The organism is Streptomyces sp. NPDC094448 (assembly GCF_044763775.1).
Classification (GTDB): Bacteria; Actinomycetota; Actinomycetes; order Streptomycetales; family Streptomycetaceae; genus Streptomyces.
This window is the reverse complement of the sequence record NZ_JBIWGU010000005.1, coordinates 257,771-279,021: the sequence shown is the minus strand read 5'-3', so window position 1 is coordinate 279,021 and position 21,251 is coordinate 257,771. Positions and strand designations below refer to the sequence as shown.

At 73.1% G+C, this 21,251-nt stretch carries 18 protein-coding genes; 12 read left to right on the top strand and 6 right to left on the bottom strand.

Features of this window, described 5'->3' with window-relative positions; translation table 11 throughout:
* Positions 1-218: 218 nt before the first annotated feature.
* Positions 219-1,601, bottom strand: a complete 1,383-nt coding sequence (locus tag ACIQ9E_RS12235) for a transcriptional regulator (protein ID WP_403705892.1) — start codon at positions 1,599-1,601, stop codon at positions 219-221.
* Positions 1,602-2,053: 452 nt separating this feature from the next.
* On the opposite strand from ACIQ9E_RS12235, the gene ACIQ9E_RS12230 reads away from it, so the two are divergent.
* From ACIQ9E_RS12230 to ACIQ9E_RS12210, 5 genes are all read left to right on the top strand, one after another.
* Complete coding sequence (locus ACIQ9E_RS12230; protein WP_403705889.1) at positions 2,054-2,728, top strand: bifunctional DNA primase/polymerase; 675 nt, start codon at positions 2,054-2,056, stop codon at positions 2,726-2,728.
* A 379-nt stretch (positions 2,729-3,107) separates the two neighbouring features.
* Entirely contained in the window at positions 3,108-3,941 is an 834-nt protein-coding gene (locus ACIQ9E_RS12225) for an ABC transporter ATP-binding protein (RefSeq protein WP_403705886.1), read from the top strand.
* Entirely contained in the window at positions 3,938-5,611 is a 1,674-nt protein-coding gene (locus tag ACIQ9E_RS12220; RefSeq protein ID WP_403705883.1) for a transporter, read from the top strand. Before ACIQ9E_RS12225 ends, ACIQ9E_RS12220 begins: the two co-directional genes overlap by 4 nt.
* 229 nt (positions 5,612-5,840) lie before the next feature.
* Positions 5,841-6,953, top strand: coding sequence for a hypothetical protein (locus ACIQ9E_RS12215; RefSeq protein WP_403705880.1), 1,113 nt, complete (start codon positions 5,841-5,843; stop codon positions 6,951-6,953).
* Between the two features lie 406 nt (positions 6,954-7,359).
* Positions 7,360-7,803: a subtilase-type protease inhibitor gene (locus ACIQ9E_RS12210; RefSeq protein ID WP_403705877.1), complete on the top strand. Its 444-nt coding sequence runs from the start codon at positions 7,360-7,362 to the stop codon at positions 7,801-7,803.
* A gap of 71 nt (positions 7,804-7,874) precedes the next feature.
* Here the strand turns inward: ACIQ9E_RS12210 and ACIQ9E_RS12205 are convergent, their stop codons facing one another.
* Together ACIQ9E_RS12205 and ACIQ9E_RS12200 are read right to left on the bottom strand one after the other, a co-directional pair.
* Positions 7,875-8,753, bottom strand: coding sequence for an alpha/beta fold hydrolase (locus ACIQ9E_RS12205; RefSeq protein ID WP_403705874.1), 879 nt, complete (start codon positions 8,751-8,753; stop codon positions 7,875-7,877).
* Between the two features lie 906 nt (positions 8,754-9,659).
* Positions 9,660-10,352: a metal-dependent transcriptional regulator gene (locus ACIQ9E_RS12200; RefSeq protein ID WP_006348597.1), complete on the bottom strand. Its 693-nt coding sequence runs from the start codon at positions 10,350-10,352 to the stop codon at positions 9,660-9,662.
* Between the two features lie 413 nt (positions 10,353-10,765).
* Between ACIQ9E_RS12200 and ACIQ9E_RS12195 the strand changes: the two genes are divergently transcribed.
* The 3 genes from ACIQ9E_RS12195 (at position 10,766) to ACIQ9E_RS12185 (ending at position 12,711) form a co-directional block, all read left to right on the top strand.
* Complete coding sequence (locus ACIQ9E_RS12195) at positions 10,766-11,524, top strand: SIS domain-containing protein (RefSeq protein ID WP_006348596.1); 759 nt, start codon at positions 10,766-10,768, stop codon at positions 11,522-11,524.
* Positions 11,525-11,773: 249 nt separating this feature from the next.
* Positions 11,774-12,193, top strand: a complete 420-nt coding sequence (locus ACIQ9E_RS12190) for a hypothetical protein (RefSeq protein WP_403705871.1) — start codon at positions 11,774-11,776, stop codon at positions 12,191-12,193.
* The gene (locus ACIQ9E_RS12185) at positions 12,190-12,711 is read left to right on the top strand and encodes a winged helix-turn-helix domain-containing protein (RefSeq protein ID WP_403705869.1); all 522 of its coding nucleotides are present in this window, start codon (positions 12,190-12,192) and stop codon (positions 12,709-12,711) included. The genes ACIQ9E_RS12190 and ACIQ9E_RS12185 overlap by 4 nt, the downstream gene beginning before the upstream one ends.
* Positions 12,712-13,061: 350 nt before the next feature.
* On the opposite strand, the gene pdxH is transcribed toward ACIQ9E_RS12185, so the two are convergent.
* Positions 13,062-13,721: a pyridoxamine 5'-phosphate oxidase gene (pdxH, locus tag ACIQ9E_RS12180; RefSeq protein WP_403706237.1), complete on the bottom strand. Its 660-nt coding sequence runs from the start codon at positions 13,719-13,721 to the stop codon at positions 13,062-13,064.
* A gap of 352 nt (positions 13,722-14,073) precedes the next feature.
* Here pdxH and ACIQ9E_RS12175 point away from each other — a divergent pair, with 352 nt between their 5' ends.
* The 3 genes from ACIQ9E_RS12175 to ACIQ9E_RS12165 all read left to right on the top strand — a co-directional run bounded on the left by ACIQ9E_RS12175 (position 14,074) and on the right by ACIQ9E_RS12165 (position 15,881).
* Complete coding sequence (locus ACIQ9E_RS12175) at positions 14,074-15,180, top strand: citrate synthase 2 (RefSeq protein WP_403705866.1); 1,107 nt, start codon at positions 14,074-14,076, stop codon at positions 15,178-15,180.
* Between the two features lie 66 nt (positions 15,181-15,246).
* On the top strand, positions 15,247-15,483 hold the full coding sequence (locus ACIQ9E_RS12170; RefSeq protein WP_366256009.1) for a FitA-like ribbon-helix-helix domain-containing protein: 237 nt from the start codon (positions 15,247-15,249) through the stop codon (positions 15,481-15,483).
* A 2-nt stretch (positions 15,484-15,485) separates the two neighbouring features.
* Positions 15,486-15,881: a type II toxin-antitoxin system VapC family toxin gene (locus ACIQ9E_RS12165; RefSeq protein ID WP_403706235.1), complete on the top strand. Its 396-nt coding sequence runs from the start codon at positions 15,486-15,488 to the stop codon at positions 15,879-15,881.
* A 21-nt stretch (positions 15,882-15,902) separates the two neighbouring features.
* Here the strand turns inward: ACIQ9E_RS12165 and ACIQ9E_RS12160 are convergent, their stop codons facing one another.
* Positions 15,903-16,973, bottom strand: coding sequence for an EamA family transporter (locus tag ACIQ9E_RS12160; protein WP_403706233.1), 1,071 nt, complete (start codon positions 16,971-16,973; stop codon positions 15,903-15,905).
* 173 nt (positions 16,974-17,146) lie between these two features.
* Between ACIQ9E_RS12160 and ACIQ9E_RS12155 the strand changes: the two genes are divergently transcribed.
* Positions 17,147-18,037 (top strand): LysR family transcriptional regulator, encoded by an 891-nt coding sequence (locus tag ACIQ9E_RS12155; protein WP_403705863.1) that lies wholly within the window; start codon positions 17,147-17,149, stop codon positions 18,035-18,037.
* 85 nt (positions 18,038-18,122) lie between these two features.
* Here the strand turns inward: ACIQ9E_RS12155 and ACIQ9E_RS12150 are convergent, their stop codons facing one another.
* Positions 18,123-20,993: an FAD-binding and (Fe-S)-binding domain-containing protein gene (locus ACIQ9E_RS12150; protein WP_403706231.1), complete on the bottom strand. Its 2,871-nt coding sequence runs from the start codon at positions 20,991-20,993 to the stop codon at positions 18,123-18,125.
* Positions 20,994-21,251: the final 258 nt, after the last annotated feature.

Genomic DNA, 21,251 nt, shown 5'->3' with positions numbered 1-21,251 from the left:
CCCCCACCTACGCCTGGCGGCGTGGGAGGTACCCCCACCTATGCCTTCGGCAATGGAGGGACCCCCAGCGCCCCTGAGTCGCCCCTGCTGAGCGCAGCTCCACGCGGGTTGGATCCTCCTCCCGACGCGCGACTTCACATGGGGCCCCGCGGGAAACGGCACCCCCGGGGCCCCCGGGCCCGAGGAACCCCAGCGGGAGGCGACCCCACGGGAGTCGGCTACGCCGCCTGGAGTTCCAGGCGCGCCCCGAACTCCCGTACCGGCGCCTCGTCCGCGTACGGCTCCAGCCGCTGCTGGAGGTCGTCCAGATACTCCGTGCCCCGGCTGGACCGCAGCGTGCCGAGGAGTTCCAGGGCGCGGGTGCCGCTGTGGCAGGCCTGTTCCACCTCGCGCTGCTGGACCTGCGCGGTGGCGAGGAGGGCGTAGCCGATGGCGCGGCGCCGGGCCCGGGTCTCGGGGTGTCCTTCGAGCGCGCCCGCCGCGTGGTGTGCGGCGGCTTCGGACTGGCCCAGATCGCGGTAGCAGTGGGCGAGTTCGTCGGAGAGGTAGGCCTCGTCGAAGTGGCCGATCCACACGGGGTCGTCACCGCATTCGGGTTCGGCGCGCTCCAGGGCGGCGATCGCCTTGCCCGCGACGGCCTGGCAGGTGCGGGCGTCGCCGAGGAGGGCGTGCCCGCGGGCTTCGGCGGCGTGGAACATGGCCTGGGCGCGGGGGGTGACCTGGCCGCGGGCGCCTTCCTGTGCGGCCCGCGCGAGTTGGGCGATCTCGCGGGGGTTGCCCAGTTGGGCGGCGAGGTGGCTCATGGACGCGGCGAGGACGTATCCGCCGTAGCCGCGGTCGTCGGCGGCCTGGGCGAGGCGGAGGGCCTGGATGTAGTAGCGCTGGGCGAGTCCGGGCTGCCCGGTGTCGACCGCCATGTATCCGGCGAGTTCGGTGAGGCGGGCGACGGCGGCGAAGAGTTCGCGGCCGACGGATTCGCGGTAGGAGCCGGAGAGCAGTCCGGAGACGACGGAGTTGAGGTAGTGGACGACGACGGGCCGGATGTGCCCGCTGCCGAAGCGGTGGTCGAGGTCGGTGAGGGCGTGGGTCATGGCGCGTACGGCTTCGACGTCGGCGCTGCCGACCCGCGCGCCCGCGCTCCGGGCGACCTGTGCGTCGGCGCCGGTGATCAGCCAGTCGCGGCTGGGTTCGACGAGGGCGGACGCGGCGACCGAGGCACCGGAGAGGAAATCGCGGCGGCCGACGTCGCTCCGCCACAGCTCGCAGACCTGCTCGATGGCGCCGAGGACGGTCGGGGAGAACTGGAGTCCGACGCCGGACGCGAGGTTCTTGCCGTTGGCCATACCGATCTCGTCGATCGTGACCGTGCGGCCGAGTTTGCGGCCGAGTGCTTCGGCGATGATCCCGGGTGCCCGTCCGCGCGGCTGCTGGCCGCGCAGCCAGCGCGCCACGGACGTCTTGTCGTAGCGCAGGTCGAGCCCGCGTTCCGCGCCGACCATGTTGACGCGGCGCGCGAGCCCGGCATTGGAGCACCCGGCTTCCTGAATCAGCGCCTGCAGCCGTTCGTTGGGCTGGCGGGCGACAAGTGGCCTGGCTGCCATTGGATGTAACCCCCTGAGGGCCGCGGGTGATCGGACGTGCTGGTCCGCAACGCCTTGATCACTGCCCGGCGGATATACGGAGAATGCAGACTTGGGAGTGCTTATGAGAGTTGGTCGAGTTGGTCGGGTTTCTCCAGATGCTGGAGGCATCTGGAGATCCGTACGTCCAGAATTCCGGAAGTCCCCCCGAAAGATGCCCCCGGCGGTACCGGACCGGACCGGACTGAAGCACTCCGATTTCGCGCGCCCCGACACGGCAACCGGACCTCCCTGCCCGGTGGGACACGCTCTCCCGCACAGCCTTCCCCTTCCATGGTGATACCCGATTCCCTGACCGATGTGTGTACGCGCCCCCGCATGTGCATCCATGCGCCCCATATGCGGGATCATGATCCCGGGGGCGGCCCGTAGGGGGCCCGTAACCCCCGGTGACCACGGGAGTTGAGAGGGTCGTGGAAGAGACCATCGGAGTCGCAGAAGCAGCGCAGATCCCCCAGCAGCGGGGGGAGCAGTTGGTGGACCACGCTGTGCGGTATGCGGAGGAACGGCACTGGGACGTGTTCCCCGGGACCTGGCTGGAGGCGGCCGACGGCAGGGAGTTCTGCTCGTGCGGCGACGCCGCCTGCGCGGTCCCGGGCGCCCATGCCGTACGCGCGGACTGGACGCATCAGGCCACGGGCAGCGCGGCGGGGGCCCGCCGGCTGTGGGGCAAGCATCCCAAGGCGTCCGTCCTGCTGCCCACGGGCCGGACGTTCGACGTCCTCGACGTCCCCGAATCGGCCGGGTTCCTGGCGCTGGCCCGGCTGGAGCGGATGGAGCTGCCGCTGGGCCCGGTCGCTTCCACCCCCGACCGCCGGACGCTCTTCTTCGTCCTGCCGGGCGGTGCGGCCAAGGCGCCCGCGCTGATCCGCGATCTGGGCTGGGCGCCCAGCTCCCTGGACCTCGTCCCGCGCGGCCAGGGTCACTATGTGGCCGCCCCGCCGACCCGGATCGGCGGTATGGGCCCGGTGCAGTGGGTGCGGCGCCCCACCGCGGAGAACCGCTGGCTGCCCGATACGGAGGAGCTGATCAGCCCGCTCGCGTACGCCTGCGGACGTGAAGCCGCGGCTGCCCGCGCCCGCCGGTAGCGCCCGCCGGTAGGGCCGTACCCGCTCCGGAGACCGCCGGTGCGGCCTCCCGCGACCGGCGAGCAGGAACCCGTCCCCCCGGTGCCCCACCGCCGGGGACCGGACCGCTGCCCACTCCCGGCCGCACCCGGTCCCTCCCAGCCGCACCCGGCCGCATCCGCCCCCTCCCGACCGCGGTCGGCCGCACCCGCCTCCGAAACCCACTCCCACCTGCGATGCTTCCCGGTCCATCGCCGACTGTGCCGCGACCCTCCCCCCGAAGAATCGTTTCTTCTGCTGTTTAGGCTGGCCCCGTACCGACGCGGCACCGCGGCCGTCCGGCGTTCCCGCCGCCCGGCCCCGTACGCGTACGACCTCGGGGACCCGAAGGAGCACGACCATGCCGGAGCAGCGGACCACGGCCACGGACCGGCCCGTGGCGGCGGACGAGGGAGCACCGCCCGCCGTGCGGGTGGAAGGACTGTGGAAACGGTTCGGCGAGCAGATCGCCGTCTCCGGTGTCGATCTCGTCCTGCCCGCCGGGCGGTTCATCGGACTGGTCGGCCCCAACGGCGCCGGAAAGACCACGACGCTGTCGATGATGACCGGACTGCTCCGCCCCGACCAGGGCCGGATCGACATCGCGGGCCACGACGTCTGGGCCGATCCGGTCGCCGTGAAATCGCGGATCGGCGTGCTGCCCGAGGGGCTGCGGATGTTCGAGCGGCTGTCGGGGCGCGAACTGCTGGCCTACAGCGGCCGGCTCCGCGGACTCCCCGGCGACCAGGTCGACCGGCGCGCCACGCAACTCCTCGACGTCCTGGGCCTGGCGGGCTCCCAGCACAAGCTGGTCGTCGACTACTCGACCGGTATGCGGAAGAAGATCGGCCTGGCCTCCGCGCTGCTGCACAACCCCGAGGTCCTCTTCCTCGACGAGCCTTTCGAGGGCGTCGACCCGGTCTCCGCTCAGACCATCCGGGGCGTACTGGAGCGGTACACCGCGTCCGGCGCCACCGTCGTCTTCTCCAGCCATGTGATGGAGCTGGTGGAGTCGCTGTGCGACTGGGTCGCGGTGATGGCGCAGGGCCGGATCCGGGCCCAGGGCCCCCTGGCGGAGGTCCGCGGCGACGCCCCGAGCCTCCAGAGCGCCTTCCTGGAGCTGGTCGGCGCGCAGGGCGCGGACGCGGGCGAGTCCCTGGACTGGCTGGGCGGCGGAACCGGGACCGCCCGATGACCGCGGCGGGCACCGCGGCCGGTGCCGCGCCGGTCGCCGGCCGCCCGGCGGGCGGAGCCGTACCGCGCGAACTGTCCACGGGCGCGCTGGCCGCCGTCTTCGTACGGCTGAAGCTGTCGCTGCTCCGCAACGGGCTGCGCCGGTCGGCCGCGCGCAAGACGGTCTTCGTGATCTCGCTGGTGCTGGCGGGGCTGTTCGCCGTACTCCAACTGCTCGGCTTCGTCGCGATGCGCGGCTCCGGGAACGTGGTGATCGCCGGGGTGCTGTACGCGGGCGTGCTGGCGCTGGGCTGGGCGGTGATGCCGCTCTTCTTCCCCAGCGGTGACGAGACCCTCGACCCGACCCGGCTGGTGATGCTGCCGCTGCGGCCCGGTCCGCTGGTGACGGCGCTGACGGCCGCGTCCCTGGTGGGCACCGGGCCGCTGTTCACCTTCTGTGTGCTGCTGGGCGCCGGGATCGCGGTCGCCCAGAGCTGGGCGGCGGCCGCGGTGGCCGTGGTCGCCGTACCGCTGGCGCTGCTGGGCTGCATCGCCCTGGCCCGGTCGGTCGCCGCGGCCAATATCCGGCTGCTGACCTCCCGCAAGGGCCGTGATCTGGCCCTGCTCAGCGGGCTGCTGATCGCGGTCGGCCTCCAGGCGGTCAATCTGGGCTTCCAGGAGCTGAGCCGCTCCGAGGAGGGGCTGGGCGCGCTGGCACCCGTGTCCGACGTCGTCCGCTGGGTGCCGATCGCCTCCGCGATCGCCTCGGTCGACGCCACGAGCGACGGCGCGTACGGTACGGCTGCGGCGCAGCTCGCGCTCTCCGCCGCCGCCCTCGGCGGGTTGCTGTGGTGGTGGCGCCGGATCCTCACCGGGCTGATGACCGCGCCCGACGGCTCCACGATCGCGGCGGCGTCCGAACGCGAAGTGGGTCGCGGGGCCAACGGGCTGAACCGTTTCCTCCCCGAGGGGCGTACGGGTGCCGTGATGCAGCGCGCCCTGCGCTATCTGTGGCGCGATCCGAAGACCAAGGCCGGTCTGGTGTCGGCGCTGGCGATCGGTGCGATCATCCCGCTGGTCAATGTGGTCCAGGGCACCGGCTCGGTGTACTTCGCGGCCTTCGCGACCAGCATGCTCGGCATGCAGATGTACAACCAGTTCGGGCAGGACACCTCGGCGTTCTGGATGGTCCTCCAGACGATGTCCACGACCCGGGACGCCTACGAGGAGCTGCGGGCCCGCGCTCTCGCGCTGCTGCTGATCGCCCTGCCGTACACGGTGCTGGTCACGGTGGGAATCGCGTTCGCGGTCGGCGACCTGGACGGGCTGGTGCCCGCGCTGGGCCTCTCGCTGGCGGTGCTCGGCGCGATGCTGGGCACCGGCGCCTACGGCTCGGCCCGCTATCCGTACTCGATTCCGCAGGACAGCGCGTACAAGAACGTCGGGGCCGGTCAGTCGTCGCTGGCGTGGATGTCGATCGCGGGCGGTGCCATCGTCTCGGCGGTGCTGTGCTCGCCACTGATCGTCGCGGTCGTGATGATGAAGGACTCGGCCGCGCGGGGCGATATGTGGCTGCTGCTGCCCGCGGGGGCGCTGTACGGGGCGCTGCTGGCCTGGGCGGGGCTGAGGCTGGCGGCGCCGCTGACGGCCCGGCGGGGGCCGGAGATCCTGGCGGCGGTCAGCAAGGGCTGAACCGGTCTCCGTACCGCCGCGGGACACCGCGTCACCGCATCCGCCCGGACTCCGGCGGCCCGAACCGGCCGCGGGGCTCCGGGCGGAGCCGTACCCCGGAGCCGTCCCGGGGCGGCGCGGGCACGCCCCGGGACGGCATCCCGGTCGGCGCGGCGCCCGTACCCGCGCCGACCTGCGAAGACAGACATACGGGGCGGGGCCGTCGGTGGGGTGCCGTAAGTTGCTGGGTATGTCAACGCCGCCGCCGCATCCGCAGTCCCCGCAGCACGACCCCCAAGGGGGGTACGGGCAGACCGGTCCCGGACCGTACGGGGATCCGTACGCCCAGCAGCCCGCGCAGCCTCCGTACCACGACCCGTACGGCGGGCAGCAGTATCCGCCGCAGGGACAGCCGGGGTACGGGGCCCCACCGCCGCCCGGATACGGGGCGCCCGATCCCCAGCAGCCCCCGCCCGGCTACGGCGCCGGGCAGCCCTACGGCTATCCGCAGCAGGGACAGCCCGGCGCCGGGCCGGACCAGACCGGTCCCATACCCCCGGCCCCGGCCTTCGGCGGGCCGCCGGGCCACCAGGCACCCGGCGGCTGGGGCGCTCCGCAGCCGCCGCCGGCCCCGAAGGGAAACCGGACGGGCCGGATGATCCTGCTGGCCACCGGCGTCGTCACCGGTCTGCTGGTGCTGTCCTGGCTGGGGAACACCGTCTTCAGCGGCGATGGCGACGGCAAAAAGGACAACAAGGGCTCGGAATCCGCGTCGAGTACGGGCGGTTCCGGTACGGACCCCGACTCGGGTACGGACCCGGGCACCGACGCGGACGGCTTCCCCGAGGCCCGGTACAAGCTGGTGCTGCCGCCCACCCTGGTCGCCCAGAAGTACAAGTTCACCGACGATATGTCCGAACTGGGCGAGAAGGCCGTGCAGGCCCGGGACCCGCTGGTGAAGAACCCCAAGGCGATCGTCGGCCAGTACACCGCGGTCGGCGGTCCGCAGAACGGCGCACTCGTCGTCTCCGGGATGTACGCACAGATCAAGCAGCCGGACATCTCCCGCAAGGCGATGCTGCGGGGCAGCGCCTCCGAGCAGAACTCCCGGCTCGCCGTCCCGCCCAAGGACTTCACACCGGCCGGCTCCGACACCACGATCAGCTGCCAGGTCATCGTGGCCACCAGCGCCGGTACCAAGCTCACGATGCCGGTCTGCGCCTGGGTGGACGGCAACACGGGCGCGACGGTCGGTCTGATCGACGGCAAGTCGGCCGGTATCAAGCCCGAGGCGGTCGATCTGGCGCAGGCCGCCGAGACGACGGCGAAGGTCCGTACGGAGATGCGCCGGCCGATCGGCTGACCCTCACGCCCTTTCCGTCCCGGAGCATTGGGCTTCGGTCCATGGCATACGGGCCGGGACGTGCGGGGCCGGGACGTACGGGCCGGTTCGAACGAGGGCCCGCGGGGGCCGCGCGGCGGCGGTTTCCCGTCGAAGCGGGTTGGCTGAAGGAACGTACCGCCTGAGCATCCACGCAGCTCAGGCGGTTCTTTCCGTGCTGCCCCATGGAGATCGTCCGGATGGTGGAACGTGTCCGCTCGGCGGCCGCACCCCGCGCGAGCTGCCCGAACGACCATTCGGTCACCCCTTTCGGGGGACGCCCGACCGGAAACCGGCGCCGGACATGCGCTCACCCTGCGCTTACGCGAGACTCCCGTCCGCAGTCGCACCACCCTCAATGCGACCTCGAAGCGAAGGAGTTCTCTCCATGCGTCCTCTGTCTCCGCGGACCCTGTTCGTCTCGGCCGCCGCCCTGATGCTGGGCGTCGCCGGAACCGCCATGAGCACGGCGGCCGCCCAGCCGGCCGCCGGGGCGCCCGCCCTGTACGCGCCGTCCGCCCTCGTTCTGACCGTGGGGCAGGGCGAGACCCGGGCCGGAACCACGGCCGAGCGCGCGGTGACCCTGTCCTGCGCCCCGCGCGCCACCGGAACCCACCCGGCGGCGGCCGGCGCCTGCCGCGAACTGCGCTCCGTCGGCGGCGACTTCCGCGCCCTGCCGTCGAAACTGCCGCAGACCCTGTGCACCCGGGAGTGGGCGCCGGTGACGGTCACGGCCGACGGCGTCTGGGAGGGCCGCCGGGTCGCCTGGTCCGGCACGTACAACAACGCCTGCGAGATGGCGGCGACGCTCGGGGTCGTCTTCGAGTTCTGAGCCCGCGCGCACGGGGGTGTACGGCGCACGACGAGGGGCGGCCCGACACCGGGCCGCCCCTTCCCGCGCCGTCACGCCTCCGGCGCGGGGGCGGTCTCCGTCACCTCGGCGAGGAAGGGGGCGATCGCGGCGTACCAGGCGTCGGGGCGGTCGTAGTGGAGGAGGTGGCCCGCGTCGGGCACCTCGGCATAGCGGCCGCGGGGCAGGACGCGGACCATCTCCTGGGCCTCGGCCCGGCCCAGGTCTCCGTCCGGGCCGCGGACGACGAGCGCGGGGCAGCGGACCCGGGCCAGCTCGTCCCAGTGGGCCTCGTGGACGATGGACTCGCGGAGCTTCAGCATCTGCCGCCGGGAGAACACCGGCCGCCAGCCGTCCGCGCGCTCGGCCATCACCTCGGCGTAGAAGTCGCCGCGCGCCGGATGCGGGCGCTCCACCCACGGATCGTCCTCACCGAACCACTTCCGTACGTCCGCGAGGGTGGCGAACGGCACCGGCCAGGCCCGGAGCCAGGCCTCCCAGACCCGCTGGGACGCGGCGCCGGGCGGGGCGGCCCGCATATCGCAGACGATCAGCGCCCGCACCAGATCGGGCCGTTCGGCGGCGAGCTGCCAGGCGGTGAGGGCGCCCGTGGAGTGGCCGATCAGGACCGCGGGGCCCAGGTCCAGCTGTTCGACGGCAGCCGCCGCGTCGACGACGAGGGACTCGGGGGTGAAGGGCCCGGCGGCGGGCTTGTCGCTGCGGCCGTGGCCGCGCTGGTCGAGGGCGACCGCCCGGTACCGGCCGGAGAGCCGGCGCGCGGCGGCCGCCCAGTGGGAGGCGCGGCCCGTCAGACCGTGGAGCAGCAGCACTCCGGGGGCGCGGACGTCGGCCCGGGGCTTGGGCGGGTCCGCGTACTCCCAGGCAGCCAGACGGGCACCCGCAGTTCCGGTCACGTCTATGCGCCGCACCATGGGCCCGGCACCCCCTTCTGTCACCCGTTCGCCGATATGCTCAGCCTATCGAAGGTTTCGAACCTACGTTCGAATACCGGGCCCTGCCCAGCCGGCGGCGGGCAACACCCCACCTTCGAGTGACCGAAGGCCAGGATTGGCCGCGTCCGGCCCGGGGAGATCTTTTGCGGGAGGCGGGCCGCTCGGGGAAGACGGTCCGACGGGAATGACCTTGAGAGCTCGGGGCTCCGGGTCATGACAGGGGAGGAAGGGCCCCGGCATCCGAGGATGCCGGGGCCCGCCGCTTGAACGGCGCGGACGGCCCGGACCCGGCAGACGGCCCGGACTCGAATCACGGCCCGGACCCGACACACCCGGACTCGAATCGCGGCCCGGACCGCGCGGACCGCGCGGACAGCGCGGACAGCGCGAACAGCGCGAACAGCGCGGACTGTCCGGGGCGCCGCAGGAGCGGCACGGGAGTGCCGGCGGAAGCACGGACGGGAGGTGCGGGACGTGCGAGGGGCGCATCGGCCTGATCCCTCCACGGCGACGGGCACGGCGGCGAGTCAGCGGTGGACCACCGCACAGGAGCCACCCGAAGGGCGGCCACCGGACGGTGAGTCATATGCCTCATGCACAGCGTGACATGCGATCCGCCCGGCCGTCGCCGTTCCGGACGAAATCGTCCGCGGGCAGGGGGCGAGGAGGGAGCGGACCCGGCTCCCCCGCTGCGCCGCGGAGGCGGCCCAACGCCGGGAAACCCGAGTACCCGAGTACCCGAGTACCGGAGCACGGGCCGGGCCCCGGGAAATCGGAGCGCGGGCCGGGCTCCGGGGGATCAGAGCACGGACCGGGCCGGGAGAGCCGAGAGAAGGGAGCGCGGGCCGGGCCCCGGGGTAAGAGCACGGACCGGGCCCGGGGAGATCAGCGCTTGGCGACGAAAACGTGGGAGGCGACATCGGAGTCCAGCTCCGCCGCCTCGCCTCCGCTGCCGACCAGGACGCCGCCGGCGGATTCGGTGACGCTCACCACCGAACCGGGCTGCACACCCGCGCGGCGCAGCGTGTACATCAGCTGGGCGTCGGTCTGGATGGGCTCGCCGATCCGGCGGACGACGACGGTCTTGCCGTCCGAGCCCGGGTCCAGCTCGGCGAGGGAGACCATCCCGGCATCCAGGAACGGGTCGGCCTCGGCCTTCTCGCCCAGCTCTTCCAGGCCGGGGATGGGGTTTCCGTACGGCGACTCCGTCGGGTGGCGCAGCAGCTCCAGCACGCGCCGCTCCACGGCTTCGCTCATCACATGCTCCCAGCGGCAGGCCTCGGCGTGGACCTGCTCCCATTCGAGGCCGATCACATCGACGAGCAGACATTCCGCGAGGCGGTGCTTCCGCATCACCCGGGTCGCCAGCCGGCGGCCCTCTTCGGTCAGCTCCAGATGGCGGTCCCCGGCGACCGTCACCAACCCGTCCCGCTCCATCCGGGCGACGGTCTGGCTGACCGTCGGCCCGCTCTGGTCGAGCCGCTCGGCAATACGGGCGCGCATAGGAACCACACCTTCCTCTTCCAGCTCGAGGATGGTGCGGAGGTACATCTCCGTGGTGTCGATCAAACCGGACATACGTGCCCCTCGAAGAATCGTGCGGTGCGGCCCCGGACTCAATTCTTACGCATCCCGCCGACAACCGTGCCGCGCCGGTGAAAGCCGGTGCCGGAACGGGCTCCCGGAGCGTCTCCGCGAGCACCTCGGAAGGTGCCGCGGGATCCGCCCCGGGCGGCCTTCGCCGCGCAAAACCGGGCGAACCCGAAAGCGCGCCCGGAGCACCGACACGAAACCCTCGCGAAAACCGCACACGACCACCGTACGAGTGTCGGGTGACCGTATTGACACGGGAATGGTCCAGACCGCACCGTGATCGGCGGCCCCGGGCATTCCCCGGCGCTTTCCCCGGTGCCGGGACACCCGGACGCGCGGCTGCCGCGCTCCGCCCCCGCCACTGAATTTCCCGGACTTTCTCCCGAAAGGGCTCGGCGATGAGCGAGAGCAAGCTGGCCGGTCGATTCTTCGACGCGGCGATCGAACTACTGGCACGCGTGCGGAACGAGGAGTCGGAGAGCATCGCCGCGGCCGGTGCGGCGATCGCCGACACCGTTGCCGACGGCGGCCGGCTCTTCGCCTTCGGTGCCGGGCATTCCTCCCTCGCCGCCCAGGACGTGGTGTACCGGGCGGGCGGCTTCGCCGTGATGAACCTGCTCGCCGTGCCGGGCGTCGTCGGCGTGGACGTGATCCCCGCGACCCTCGGCTCCGCGCTGGAGCGGGTCGAGGGCCTGGCCGGGGCGGTACTGGACACCAGCCCGGCCCGGTCCGGCGACGTGCTGGTGATCATCTCCCTTTCCGGGCGGAACGCGCTGCCGGTGGAGATGGCGATGAACGCCCGCGCGCTGGGGCTGAAGGTCATCGGGGTCACCTCCGTCGCGTACGCGGAGGAGACCAGGTCCCGGCATGTGTCGGGCACGTTCCTCAAGGACCACTGCGACGTCGTCCTGGACTCGAAGATCGCCATCGGGGACACGGTCCTCACCCACGAGGGCGTGGAGGCCCCGTTCGCCCCCGCGTCCACGGTGGTCACCAGCGCCCTGATGCAGGCGATGATGGCCGCGGCGGCGGAGAACCTCGCCGACCGGGGGGTGGAGCCGCCGCTGCTGCGGTCGGGGAACGTGGACGGCGGCCACGAGTGGAACGGCCGGGTGATGACGGACAACCGGGACCGGATCTTCTACCGCCACGGCTGAGCCGGGCGGCGGCCCCGGGAGGGAGCCGTGGTGTCCGTGGGGCCCGTCGGGTGGTCGTCGGCAGCGACGACCACCCGACGGGCCCTTCCCGTTCCCCGGCTCCGGCCGTGCTCTGTCGGCTCTGTCGGGCCCCGCCGGGCTCTGTCGGGCTCTATCGGGCTCTGTCCACAGGCGAGGAAAGTACTTGCCGGTTTGGAAAGTACGTGCGAACGTGGAAACACGGACGGACGCATGAGGGGGCGGAGCCGTATGAGTACGCATGACGAGGCGCAGGCGGCGTTGGGGCGGGCGGCGCGGGTGGAGACCGCGGCCCTGCGGAACAGCGGTTGGTATGCGCGCTATCTCTGGGTCTTCGCGGCGGGACAGCTCGTCCTGGTCCCGATGTCCCTGCTCTGGCAGGGCACCACCGCCGCGCTGGTCTTCGCTCTGTTCGTGTTCGCCCTGGTGGGCGGGTTGAGTGTGTACGCGGCACGGCAGCGCGTGATCCGCCGGGGTTTCGGCCCGCTGCACGGCGGGGTGATAGGGAGCTGGGGCGCGCTCTTCGCGGTCGCGGTCGGCCTCGGGACGTCTTCGTTCGAGGACAGCGTGCCGTTCGCCGTGGTCGCCGCGCTGGCCTGTGCACTGCCGGCGGCGCTCGCGGCGATAGGCGAGGGAAGGCGGACGGCGTGACGGAGCAGCACCCGCAGCCCCCGCAGCCGGGGAAGCCCGGAGCATCCGAGCAGACCGAGCAGACCGAGCAGACCGGGGAGCCCGGGGAGCCCGGGGAGCCCGGGGCATCCGGGGAGTCCGGGGAGTCCGGGTCGGCCCAGCGGATACCGATACCGGGCGGGCATCCCCGGCATGCGCTGTCGCCGCTGCTGAACGCGCCCGTCCGGCTCTCCGTCGTCGCCGCGCTGGCGCCCGTCCACCGGGCGGAGTTCGGCTTCGTGCGCGATCTCGTGGAAGTGACGGATTCAGCCCTCTCCAAGCAGGTCGCCGGATTGGAGGAGGCGGGTCTGGTTGCGGTCGACAAGGGACGGGTGGGGCGGCGCCCGCGGACCTGGCTGTCGCTGACGGAAGAGGGCCGGGAGGTGTACGGACGCCATCTCGCGGCGCTGCGCGCGATCGCCGACGGCCTCGGGGCGCCCGCCCCGCCCCCGCCCTGGGCCGAAATTAAATCGCTGGACCCGGCCGACGGGGCTTCCTAGTGTGTGGCTCACACGAGAGAGGAGGTGGTTCGGCGAATGTATGCATACCGGACGCGTGAGGTGACTGCGGGCTGACGCCTGCCAGTCGCACTCTGTGCCACTCGGCAGGCCACCTGCCGTAATTCAAGCAGTCACCGACCCGCGGGCTCGCCGGTACGTCCGGCCGGCCCCTCCGCAAGGAGGGACCCGAGCCCGCGGGTTTCTGCGTTGCTCTCCGGCCGGATCCCGCGCTCTCGGGAGCAGGACCGGGCCACGCGCCCCGGCAGGACCGTGCAACGGCGCGCGGCAGGACCGTGCAACGGCGCCGCCCGACAGCTCCGCCTCCTCCCCCGCGAAATCCGCCCGGCCGGTCAGGGGGCGAGGCGTTCGATACGCCAGTGGACCTCGGCGGCGCCGCCCTCCGCGTCCTCGGCGCGCTCCTTCTCGTAGACGTACCGCAGCCGGTCGTGGAGCCGGTTCTCGTGGCCCTGCCAGAATTCGACCGTGTCCGGGACGACCCTGATCCCGCCCCACTCCGGCGGCACGGGCACCTGCTGGCCCTCGGGGTAGCGGGCGGACAGTTCGGCGTAGACGTCGAGCAGTTCCTCCCGTGAGCCGATCACGGACGACTGGGCGCTCGCCCAGGCACCGAGCTGCGAACCGTGCGGGCGGCTGCGGAAGTAGACGGCCGTCTCGTCGCGGCCGATCCGGGCCGCGGTGCCGGTCACGACGATCTGGCGGGCGATGGGATGCCAGGGGAAGAGCAGCGAAACCGAGGGATTGGCGGCGATCTCGCGGCCCTTGCGGGAGCCGTAGTTGGTGAAGAAGACAAAGCCCCGGGCGTCGTACTCCTTCAGCAGTACGGTCCGGGACGACGGCCGGCCGAAGGTACTGGCCGTGCCGACGACCATCGCGTTCGGCTCCTGGAGCCCGGCGACGGCGGCGTCGTGGAACCAGGCGGCGAACTGCTCCATGGGCGTCGGGGCCAGTTCGGACTCCCGCAGCGGCGTCGAGCGGTACTGCTCGCGCATCACGGCGGGATCGGGGGCGGCGGGATCGCGATCGGTCACATGTCCATCCTGCCGCAGCGAGCCGCTCGGGGGACCGGCGGCCGGTACCGCAAAAACTCCCGTGTATGGCCCATGCATACGGGGTGGAGTCTGCCCGGCACCCAGTGCCGCCAATCCTGTTCGCCGGACCGGCGGACTGTGCGAGTCATCACGCTGACCCCGGCCCCGACCTGCGGATATCGTGTCGCCTCCCATCGAACGGGCTTCGCGAGGATGGCGACCCGGCGTACGGGGCATTACCGGAATGAACGACTGATCCCGTCGTACGCGCCGCCTCCGTCATCGGCGCGTCCTGTACGTGAGGAGCCGCCCGATGTCCGACTTCGTACCCGGTCTCGAAGGAGTCGTCGCGTTCGAGACGGAGATCGCCGAACCCGACAAGGAAGGCGGGGCGCTGCGCTACCGCGGTGTCGACATCGAGGACCTCGTCGGACACGTCTCCTTCGGCAAGGTGTGGGGGCTGCTGGTCGACGGTGCGTTCGAGCCGGGGCTGCCGGCCGCCGAACCGTTCCCGATCCCGGTGCACTCCGGGGACATCCGGGTCGACGTCCAGTCCGCGCTGGCGATGCTGGCGCCCGTCTGGGGCCTGCGCCCGCTGCTGGACATCGACGAGCGGCAGGCCCGCGACGATCTCGCGCGGGCCGCCGTGATGGCCCTGTCGTACGTGGCGCAGAGCGCCCGCGGCCAGGGGCTGCCGATGGTTCCGCAGCGCGAGATCGACAAGGCGCGGTCCGTGGTCGAGCGGTTCATGGTCCGCTGGCGCGGGGAGCCGGACCCGCGGCATGTGAAGGCGGTCGACGCGTACTGGACCTCGGCGGCCGAGCACGGCATGAACGCGTCCACATTCACCGCCCGGGTCATCGCCTCCACCGGCGCGGACGTGGCGGCCGCGCTCTCCGGCGCGGTCGGGGCGATGTCCGGCCCGCTGCACGGCGGAGCGCCCTCCCGGGTCCTCGGCATGATCGAGGAGATCGAACGGACCGGCGACGCGACGGCCTATGTGAAGCAGGCACTCGACAAGGGCGAGCGGCTGATGGGCTTCGGCCACCGGGTGTACCGCGCGGAGGACCCGCGCGCGAGGGTCCTGCGCCGTACGGCGAAGGAACTGGCCGCACCGCGCTTCGAGGTCGCGGAGGCCCTGGAGCGGGCGGCCCTGGAAGAGCTGCACAACCGCCGCCCGGACCGGGTGCTGGCGACGAACGTCGAGTTCTGGGCGGCGATCGTCCTGGACTTCGCGGAGGTCCCGGCGCATATGTTCACGTCCATGTTCACCTGCGCCCGCACGGCGGGCTGGTCGGCCCACATCCTGGAACAGAAGCGCACGGGCCGCCTGGTCCGCCCCTCCGCCCGCTACACGGGCCCCACGGCCCGCGCCCCGCAGGCGGTGACGGGGTACGGGGACCTGGCGCCCCCGGAGTAGGCGCCGACGCCCGGGGCCCGACCCACGATGGGACCAGAATGCCAGCATTGGGACTACAATGATGTCATGGCTACGGTTCACATTCGCGATGTACCGGATGACACGCTCACCACGCTGAAGGTTCGTGCGGCCCGGCGGGGTCAGTCGCTCCAGGCCTATCTGCTCGGGCTGATCAGAGATGAGGCCGAGCTGCTGACTCCCGCCGAGGCCGCGGAGGAGGCTCGTGCGATCGCCGCGGGTGGCCGCGTCACGATCGACGACATCGCCGAGGTCATGGCCGAGGTGCGCGAGGCCCGCGCGTGAGCATGCTGGTCCTCGACACGTCTGCCCTCGTCTCGTTCCTGGTCGGTCAGGACGATCCGGCCGACCGGGTCCGACATACCACCGCGGGCCACAGACTCGCCGCTCCGCACGCCGTAGACCTTGAGTGCGCATCCGTCCTCCGCGGGCTGACCCGCGGAAAGAAGCTCTCGGACGCACAGGCCGAGCAGGCCCTGGAGGTGCTGGGCCGGATGGCCCTACGGCGGTACGACCACACACCGCTGCTTCCTCGCATCTGGCAGCTGCGCCACAACATGTGGCCGTACGACGCGTCCTTCATCGCCCTGGCCGAGCAGCTCGGTGCCGACCTCGTCACAGCCGACGCCAAGCTGACGGGTGCTCCCGGCCTCAAGTGCACCATCAGGAATCTCCGCGCCTGACGACCCCACAGCCGTGCGCCGTCATGGAGCCGAGGGCTCCCCTTCGGCAGCGCCCTCCTTCTCTGCGTTCCGGCCGGCGCGCTTCGTCCGCTTCGTCCGTTCTGCTCTGCCCGCCTGGGTCCGGACCGCTCCGACGCTCGCGGCGATCACCAGGGCGATGGCGAGGGCATCGGTCACCGAGAGCGCCTGCCGCAGCACGAGGAACCCGGCGAGGCAGGCCACGGCCGGCTCCAGGCTCATCATCACCGCGAAGGTGGAGGCCGGAAGGCGGCGCAGGGCGAGGAGTTCGAGGGTGTACGGGAGGACCGAGGACATCAGCGCGACGGCCAGCCCCAGCCCGATGACGACGGGGTCGGCGAGCAGGGTGCCCGCGCCCGCGATCCCGAACGGCAGGCTCAGCACGGCCGCGACACCGAAGGCCAGCGCCAGCCCGTCGGCCTGCGGGAAGCGGCGGCCGGTGCGGGCGCTGAAGACGATGTACGCGGCCCACATCGCTCCGGCGCCGAGCGCATACGCGGCACCGACCGGGTCGAGCCCGCCGACCCCGCCGCCGAGCCCCGGGAACATCCCGCTGAGCAGGAGCACCCCGGCGAGCGCGAGCCCGGCCCAGACCAGGTTCACCAGCCGACGGGAGACGATCACGGAGAGGGCGAGCGGTCCGAGGACCTCCAGGGTGACGGCCGGACCCAGCGGGATCCGGTCGACGGCCTGGTAGAAGAGGATGTTCATGCCTCCCATGGCGAGGCCGAAGGCGATGACGGTGCCCCAGTCCGCGCGGGAGTGGCCGCGCAGCCTCGGACGGCAGACGGCGAGCATCACCAGCGCGGCGAGGACCAGCCGGAGGGTGACGACACCCGTCGGCCCCACCTCGTCCATCAGCAGTACGGCGACGGCCGCCCCGAACTGCACGGACAGCGCGCCCGCGACGACGAGCCCGACGGGCCCCAGCTGCCCCCGTCCGGCGCGCCTCGACCGGTGCGCGGCGGACGGCTCCCCGCCCGGACCCGGACCGGTCCCGGGACTCGTCGCCGGACCGGCACCCGTACCGGAATCGGGACCCGGCGCAGGGCCGGCACCCGGACCCGTACCGATACCGGATCCCGCGCCCCTACCGGAATGCGGACCGGCGGCGGTGATGCCCACCCCGGTCCCGGCCCCGGCCCCGCTCCCGCCCGCGCTCTCCACAGCTCTGTCCACGGATCCACGCTAATGGCCGATAGGCATCCCGTGAAATGCCTCATGCGCTGCGGTTATGCTCCGGATGCATGAGCATTGAGCTGCGCCATCTCCGCTGCTTCCTGGCCATCGCCGAGGAGTCGAGCATGACCAGGGCCGCGGCGCGCCTGCGGATCACCCAGCCCGCGGTGTCCCGTTCGCTGGCGACGCTGGAACGGCATCTGGGCGTCCGGCTCGTGGACCGTTCGACGCACCATGTGACGCTGACCCCCGAGGGCCGGGCCTTCCGGGAGCGGGCGGCGTCCGCGGTCGGTGCCTTCGACGACGCGGTCGACTCCGCGGGCCGGCCGGTCCGCCCGCTGCGGCTGGGGCACGCCTGGGCGGCGCTCGGCCCGTACACCACCCCGCTGCTGCGCCGCTGGAAGCGCGAGCAGCCCGAGGTGCCGCTGGAGCTGCTCAGGATCGACGACCGTTCGGCGGGCCTGCTGCGGGGTTCGGTCGATGTGGCGGTGGTACGCGGACCGGTCACCGAACCGGGTCTGGTGGTGACGCCGCTGTTCAGCGAGCCGCGGGTGGCCGCGGTCACCGCCGACGGCCCCCTGGCCGCCCTGGCCCGGCTGACCCTGGCGGATCTGGCGGCGGCGCCGCTGCTGGTGAACTCGGTGTCCGGGGTCACGGTCCCCGAGCTGTGGCCGCCGGACGCCCGCCCCACGACGACCATCACGGTCACCAACACCGACGACTGGCTGGCGTCGATCGCGGCGGGCCGGGGGGTGGGAGTGTCGGTGGCGTCGACGGCGGAGATCCACCCGCATCCGGACGTGGTCTACCGGCCTCTGCCCGAGCTGCCCCCGGTGCCGGTCCATCTCACCCACCACACCCCGCCGTCCCATCCGGCGGTCCCGGCGCTGGTCGCCTTGGCGGTGGCGGTCACGGGCGGCGGAAAGCCGGAAAGCAGAGCCGTAGCAGGGAAGCCGTAGAGCGGGAACCGTCCGGGCCCGCGGCTCAAGGGCCCAAGGGCATCAGGGGGCCCAAGGGCGTCAGGGGCTCAGGTGCGTCAGGGGCTCAGGCGCCGGTTCGGAGGCCGTCCGCCAGCACCTCCGCCAGATGCCGCGCCCTGCGGCCCGTCAGCTGCGCCAGCTGGGTCCGGCAGGAGTAGCCGTCGGCCACCAGCAGGGCATCCGGCGGCGCGGCGGCCACCGAGGGCAGGAGCCGGTCCTCGGCGCAGGCCACCGACACCTCGTAGTGACCCTTCTCGAAGCCGAAGCTGCCCGCGAGCCCGCAGCAGCCGCCCGCGAGTTCGCCGTGGAGCCCGGCGCGGGCGCGCAGGGACCGGTCGGCGGCCGGGTCGAGAACCGCGTGGTGGTGGCAGTGCGTCTGGCCGGCCGCCGGGCGGTCGAGGTGCGGCGGGGCCCAGTCGGGGGCGTACTCGGCCAGGGTGCCCGCGAAGGTGCGGACGGAGGCGGCGAGCCGGGCCGCCCTCGGGTCGTCGGGGAGCAGTTCGGGCAGATCGGTGCTGAGGGCCGCGGCGCAGCTCGGTTCGAGGACGACGAGGGGTGCCGTACCGAGCACCGTATCGAGCAGGGGTTCCATGGTGCCGAGGGTGCGGCGGAGTACGGCGCGGGCCCGGGTGAGCTGTCCGGTGGTCAGGTACGTCAGCCCGCAGCAGACCCGGCCGGGCGGCAGGACGAGTCCGAACCCGGCGGCCTCCAGGACCGTCACGGCGGCCCGGCCGGCCTCCGGTGACAGATATTCGGTGAAGGTGTCGGGCCAGAGCACAGCCGCCGTCTTCGACCCACCGCCGGGCCCGTCCCCGGACCCGTCCCCGGACCCGTCCGCGGCCTCGCCGCCGAGACGGCCGCGCGCCCATCGGGTGAAGGGGACGGGCGCCAGGGCGGGCAGGGCCCGTTCGGGGGTGATTCCGGCGGCCAGTTTCGCCAGGGACGCGAGCGGCGGGATCCGGGCGAGGGCGTTGAGCGCGGGGGCGAGCGGGGCGGCCGCGCGCAGCCATCCGGGGAGCCGGCCCAGGGTGTAGTGGGTACGGGGCCGGATCCGGCCCGTGTAGTGGTGGTGGAGGAACTCGGCCTTGTAGGTGGCCATGTCGACGCCGACGGGGCAGTCGCTGCGGCAGCCCTTGCAGGAGAGGCAGAGGTCGAGCGCGTCCGCGACCTCCCGGGACCGCCAGCCGTCCCGGACGACTTCCCCGGCGAGCATCTCGTGGAGCAGTCGGGCGCGGCCGCGGGTGGAGTGGGCCTCTTCCCCGGTGGCCCGGTAGGAGGGGCACATCACACCGGGCCCGGGGCCGGTGTCGCGGCATTTGGCGACGCCGACGCAGCGGCGGACGGCGGCCCGGAAGTCACCGCCGTCCTCCGGATAGCCGAAGACGACGTCGACGGGTTCGCGGGGCAGGACGGCGAAGCGGAGGTCCTCGTCGAGGGGCGCGGGCCGGACCAGGGTGCCCGGGTTGAGGCCGCCCGCCGGATCCCAGACGTCCTTGAAGCGGGTGAAGAGGCCGACGAGTTCGGGGCCGTACATCTTCGGCAGGAGTTCGGCGCGGGCCCGTCCGTCGCCGTGTTCGCCGGAGAGCGAACCGCCGTGGGCGACGACGAGCGCGGCCAGATCCTCGGAGAAGGCCCGGAAGGCCCGTACCCCCGCAGCGGTGATCAGGTCGAAGGAGATCCGGACATGGACACAGCCCTCGCCGAAGTGGCCGAAGGGCGCGCCGCGCAGCCCGTAGGAGTCGAGCAGGGCGCGGAAGTCGCGCAGATAGGCGCCGAGTGCGGCGGGCGGTACGGCGCAGTCCTCCCAGCCGGGCCAGGCCTCGCCGCCGCCGGGCAGCCGGGTCGCGGTCCCGGCCGCGTCCTCCCGGATCCGCCACAGTGCCCGCATCGCGGCGGGTTCGGAGACGACGGCCGCGTCGAGCGCGCCCGCCGCCCTGACGAGGTGTTCGGCGCGGGCCCCGGCCTCGGCCGGGGTTCCGCCGCCGGTCTCGGCGAACAGCCAGGCCCGGCCGCGCGGCAGCCCGTTCCGCCGGGACGGCGGTACGAGGTCGTCGGCCATGCCCTCGACGGTGAGCGGGTGGTACGGGAGGAGTGCGGGGGCGGCGTCGGCGGCCGCGGTCTCGTCGGCGTACCCGAGGACGGCGAGGGCGCGGGCGGCGGGCTCCTCGACCAGCCCGACCAGGGCTTCGGTGACGATGCCGAGGGTGCCCTCGCTGCCGCAGAAGGCGCGGGCCAGGTCGGCGCCGTTCTCGGGGAGCAGTGCGTCGAGGGCGTATCCGGAGATCCTGCGGGGCAGTCCGGACGGATAGCCGGTACGGAGGAGGGCGAGGTTGCCGTCGATCAGTTCGCGGGCGGCGGTGAGCAGGGGTCCCGGTGGATCGGGCCAGCCGCGGGCGAGCCGGAGGGCCGTACCGCCGTAGGTGAGGACGGCGAGTTCGCGGACATGGTCGGCGGTGGTGCCCCAGGCCACCGAGTGCGCACCGCAGGCGTTGTTGGCGATCATTCCGCCGAGGGTGCAGCGGGCGTGGGTGGAGGGGTCGGGGCCGAAGGTGAGGCCGTGGGGGCGGACGGCGGCGCGGAGGGCGTCGAGTACGGTGCCGGGCTGGACGAGTGCGGTACGCGATCCGGGGTCGACGTCCAGGACGGCGTTCATCCGGCGGGTGAAGTCGAGGACGATCCCGGTGCCGGTGGCCTGTCCGGCGATGGAGGTGCCCGCGCCGCGGGGGACGACCGGGACGCCGTACGCCCGGCAGATCTCCAGGGTGGCGGCGATGTCGTCCGGGTGGCGGGGGGTGACGGTGCCGAGGGGGACGCGGCGGTAGTTGGAGGCGTCCATGGCGGTGAGGGCGCGGGCGGTGGCGGAGAAGTCGGCGGCACCGGGCGGCAGGGCGGCGGCCAGCGCGGACTCCAGATCCGCGAGGTCCGAAGGGTCCATGCGCTCCGAGAGGTCCATGCGCTCCGTGCGCTCCGCAGGGCCGGTGAGATCCGTGGGGTCCGCGGGGTCCTTGCGGCGCCGCTGTGCTTCCGTTCCGGCCGGGGTCTCCGTACCGCCCCGGGGGTCGTTCTCCGGTCCGCCGCCGCCCCCGGTCCGCTGTTCCGCCATGGCTCCAGCATGCCCGCGTCGCGCACGTCACACCGGGGGGAAACCCGGGGAAACGTCCCAGGTGAGGCCATTAGGGTCCTTGGACTCTTG